General features: G+C 67.1%; 3 protein-coding genes and 3 tRNA genes. 2 read left to right on the forward strand and 4 right to left on the reverse strand.

From position 1 onward, the window contains the following. Window positions 1-47: 47 nt before the first annotated feature. From ACE5CZ_RS14030 to ACE5CZ_RS14040, 3 genes are all read right to left on the reverse strand, one after another. Window positions 48-120: transfer RNA gene (locus ACE5CZ_RS14030), tRNA-Phe, on the reverse strand. Between the two features lie 60 nt (window positions 121-180). Beyond that, window positions 181-257 (reverse strand) — tRNA-Asp (locus tag ACE5CZ_RS14035). Window positions 258-310: 53 nt separating this feature from the next. Then, window positions 311-383 (reverse strand) — tRNA-Glu (locus tag ACE5CZ_RS14040). A 220-nt stretch (window positions 384-603) separates the two neighbouring features. Here ACE5CZ_RS14040 and ACE5CZ_RS14045 point away from each other — a divergent pair. Next, a complete protein-coding gene (locus ACE5CZ_RS14045) occupies window positions 604-1911 on the forward strand; it encodes a peptidoglycan DD-metalloendopeptidase family protein (RefSeq protein WP_374947953.1) in 1308 nt (435 codons plus the stop codon). A gap of 105 nt (window positions 1912-2016) precedes the next feature. Here ACE5CZ_RS14045 and ppa read toward each other — a convergent pair whose 3' ends face one another. Beyond that, window positions 2017-2508, reverse strand: coding sequence for an inorganic diphosphatase (gene ppa / locus ACE5CZ_RS14050; protein WP_374947954.1), 492 nt, complete (start codon window positions 2506-2508; stop codon window positions 2017-2019). 47 nt (window positions 2509-2555) lie between these two features. Between ppa and ACE5CZ_RS14055 the strand changes: the two genes are divergently transcribed. Next, window positions 2556-2993: ATP-binding protein (locus ACE5CZ_RS14055; protein ID WP_374947955.1), on the forward strand; the 438-nt coding region annotated here is incomplete at its 3' end.

A 2993-nucleotide genomic window follows, 5' to 3' on the forward strand; every position in this document is an offset into this window, starting at 1 on the left:
GTCGAACAAAAAGTCCCACTCCCCGTAGAAGCCGGGAAATGGGACAGTGCCTCCGACCGGCGTCGATCCGGTGACCTTTCGATTTTCAGTCGAACGCTCTACCAACTGAGCTACAGAGGCGAGTGACCGAAGTCGCTCACAGACAAAAAGCCCTTCCGGTAATGGTCGGGCCTGTCGCCTTGGCGACCCTGACGGGACTTGAACCCGCGACCTCCGCCGTGACAGGGCGGCGCGCTAACCAACTGCGCTACAGGGCCATGCATGTGAAATTATCGTGCTCGTACTGCCGTGCTGCGTGCCGTTACCAATGTGACCCCAACGGGATTCGAACCCGTGCTGCCGCCGTGAAAGGGCGGTGTCCTAGGCCTCTAAACGATAGGGCCGTTGGTGACAACTCAACGAGTATGCCACACACCCATCGCTCTCGCCAATTCGGCCCGACACCGGCGCTCGGAGACGCGACTCGACGCGGAATGAACCGGGAATTCGGCCCCGCAGCAGTCATGATCTCAGGTAGACACGACACTCTGTTGCTAGAGTGGCGCCTGATGCCACTGTTACTCGAGTGACCAAAGTCGCTCATCACCACTGCCCGGGGGAATTGTGAACGCCACGACCAGTCGACGTCGACGCCGCGGCCCGTGGGGCGTTCGCCACCTCGTCGGCTCGATCACGGTCACGATGGCCCTTCTCATCACGGGCTCTGTGCTCGCCGCCCCGGCTTACGCCGACGAGTACCCCACGTGGGACGACGTGCAGGCAGCCCAGGCGAACGAGTCGAGCAAGCAGAGCGAGATCCAGAGCATCCAAGACCTCATCGCGTCTCTGCGCGACGCGACGGCGGCCGCGCAGGCGCTCTCGATTCAGCGGGGAACCGAGTACCAGGAAGCCCAGACCAAGTACGACACAGCAGCCTTCACGGCCGACGAGCTCGACGCGCAGGCGGCCGCGGCCCAGGCGACGGCGGATGCCTCGATCAAGCAGGCGGGCCAGCTCGCCGCGTTGATGGCCAAGTCGGGCGGCAACGGCCTTTCGGTGAACCTCTTCACCAGCGAGTCGAGCGAGGCCGACGGCCTGCTCTACCAGCTGGGCGCGATGAGCCAGCTCACCGGCTCGGCATCGAAGCTCTACGCGACGGCGGAACAAGACAAGAACACCGCGCAGTCACTCACCGACCAGGCCATCGTCGCCCGCGACGCGCTGCAGTCCCTCGCCGAAGCGGCCGAGACCGCGCGCGACGAGGCGATCGCCGCCCAGCAGGCTCTCGAGGAATCTCTCGCTGCGCAGCAGACGCACGAGGTCGAACTCGAGACACAGCTCGCCGTTCTCTCACAGAACCGCCAGGCCACCGAGGCCGATTACAACGCGGGCGTCGAGGCGCGACGAATCGCCGAGGAGAAGCGCAAAGAAGCTGAGCGTGCGGCGGCTGCAGAAGCGGCGGCCGCGGCAGCGGCATCCGGCGGTGGCGGTGGCGGCAGCTCCGGCCCGACCGCCAGCGGATGGGCCAGCCCGTTTCCCGGCGCATACTCCACCGACGAATACGGAATGCGCACGAACCCCGTGACAGGCTCGTACACCTTGCACTCGGGCATTGACCTCAACTACAACAGCGGCACCTGCGGGGCGCCCGTCTACGCGGCCGCGGCCGGGCAGGTCAGCTTCGCGGGCTACAACGGCGGCTACGGAAACTTCGTCGAGATCAACCATGGCGGCGGTGTTAGCACCGGGTATGGGCACAACTCCAGCCTCAACGTCTATTCGGGCGAGTTCGTCGCGGCCGGCGACATCATCGCCTACGCCGGAACGACGGGCAACTCGACCGGGTGCCACGTGCACTTCGAGGTGCGCGTCGGGGGCGGTGCCATCGACCCGCGGCCCTTCATGGCAGACCGCGGCGTCTACTTCGGCTGACCGCCCGCACGAGAGAGGCCCCTCGACACGCTCGGGGAACGGGCTTCGTTCCCGGGGAACGGGCTTCGTTCCTGACCTCGTCGAAGGGCCCGGAGGTTCTTGCGCCTAGTGGCCCTCGGCCTTGAGCTTCTCGATGCCGTCGAGCACGATCTGCTCGGCCGCGGCGGCGTTCTGCCATCCCTCGGTCTTGACCCACTTGCCGGGCTCGAGGTCCTTGTAGTGCTCGAAGAAGTGCTCGATCTCTCTGCGGGTCGACTCGGGGATGTCGTCGATGTCTTGAATATGCGCCCAGCGGGGGTCTTTGGCCGGAACGGCGATGACCTTGGCGTCGGAGCCGCCGTCGTCGGTCATGTTGAACACGGCCACCGGGCGAACCGAGACGCCGACGCCCGGGAACAGCGGGTACTCGAGCAGCACCAGCACGTCGACCGGATCGCCGTCGAGCCCGAGGGTGTTCTCGAAGAATCCGTAGTCGGTGGGGTAGACGAACGAGGTGAACAGCACACGGTCGAGGAACACGCGCCCGGTCTCGTGGTCTACTTCGTACTTGTTGTGGCTTCCCTTGGGAATCTCGATGATCGCGTCGTAAGCAGCCATGCCGGCGGTTCTCCTTCGTGGGTCGTGAACTGCAATAACGTTACTGGATGCCCCCCGAGACTCACTCCGAACGTCGCCCCCGACTGACGCCGGCGATCGCCGACGTGCGCCGCGCCGTGCGCGAGTCGCTCGGGGCGTTGCGGCCATCCGATGACGCGCCGCTGGTGCTCGTGGCGCTCAGCGGCGGACCCGATTCGCTGGCCCTCGCCGCCGCGACGGCATTCGAGGCGCCCCGAGCGGGGCTGCGGGCCGGGGCCGTGATCGTCGACCACGGCCTGCAGGGCGATTCGGCGCGGGTCGCCGCGAGGGCCGCCGAGCAGGCGCGGGCGCTGGGCCTCGATCCGGTGCTCGTGCGGCTCGTCGACGTGGATGCCGGGCCGGGCGCGGGCGGGCTCGAGGCCGCGGCCCGCGACGCCCGGTACACGGCCTTGGATGCTGCGCGACACGACACCGCGTCGGTCGCGGTTCTGCTCGGCCACACCCTC

Origin of the sequence: Agreia sp. (genome assembly GCF_964263775.1) — a bacterium.
In the GTDB taxonomy this organism is placed as follows: Bacteria; Actinomycetota; Actinomycetes; order Actinomycetales; family Microbacteriaceae; genus Agreia.